Origin of the sequence: Streptomyces sp. NPDC059456 (genome assembly GCF_042750055.1) — a bacterium.
Classification (GTDB): Bacteria; Actinomycetota; Actinomycetes; order Streptomycetales; family Streptomycetaceae; genus Streptomyces.
In genome coordinates this window covers 21,776-22,335 of record NZ_JBHYVA010000052.1, presented here as the reverse complement: position 1 = coordinate 22,335, position 560 = coordinate 21,776, and the positions used below count along the sequence as shown (strand labels likewise).

At 79.5% G+C, this 560-nt stretch carries 1 protein-coding gene; it reads right to left on the bottom strand.

Going from position 1 to position 560, the window contains the following annotated elements; all coding sequences use genetic code 11:
* Nucleotides 1–133 precede the first annotated feature (133 nt).
* The coding region (locus ACFXA3_RS07740) for a CGNR zinc finger domain-containing protein (RefSeq protein ID WP_385183422.1) at nucleotides 134–560 on the bottom strand (427 nt) is incomplete at its 5' end.

Sequence of the window (560 nt, the reverse complement as noted above, 5' to 3'; positions counted from 1 at the left end):
GGGCCGCGCTCTGGCGCCAGGCCCGCGTCCTTCGCCGGGCCCGCGTCCTTCGCCGGGCCCGCGTCCTTCGCCGGGCCGGCGCCGCACGGCCACGCCCGAGCGCGTGCGGCCCTCGGCCGACGGCGCCGCCCCGCTATGCCCGTTCCGTCCCCTGCGCCCGCTTGCGTCTGCGGTGCGCGGCGACCCGCGCGCGCGTCGCGCAGGCCGGGGAGCAGTAGCGGCGGGCGCTGCCGGGCCCGGTGCCGAGGAAGAACCGTCCACAGCCCCCGGCCGCGCAGGCGCCCCACGTGATCCGGCCGTACTCGGTGAGCAGCCGGGAGAGTTCCAGCGCCCCGGCCGCCAGGAACCACCCGCCCCATCCGGAGCTTTCGCCCCGGTCCACGTGCAGGTGCCAGGGGTGGCCGTCGTGCCGGGTCAGCCGGGGCGGAGCCGCGTACTGCGCGAACAGTGCGTTGAGGGCTTCGGCGGCGCGGGTCGGCACGAGGGCGACCCTGACCCCCTCGGTCCTGGCCTGTTCGGCGGCGGCGGCCGCGGTGTGGCGCAGGGCCGCGTCGTTGGGC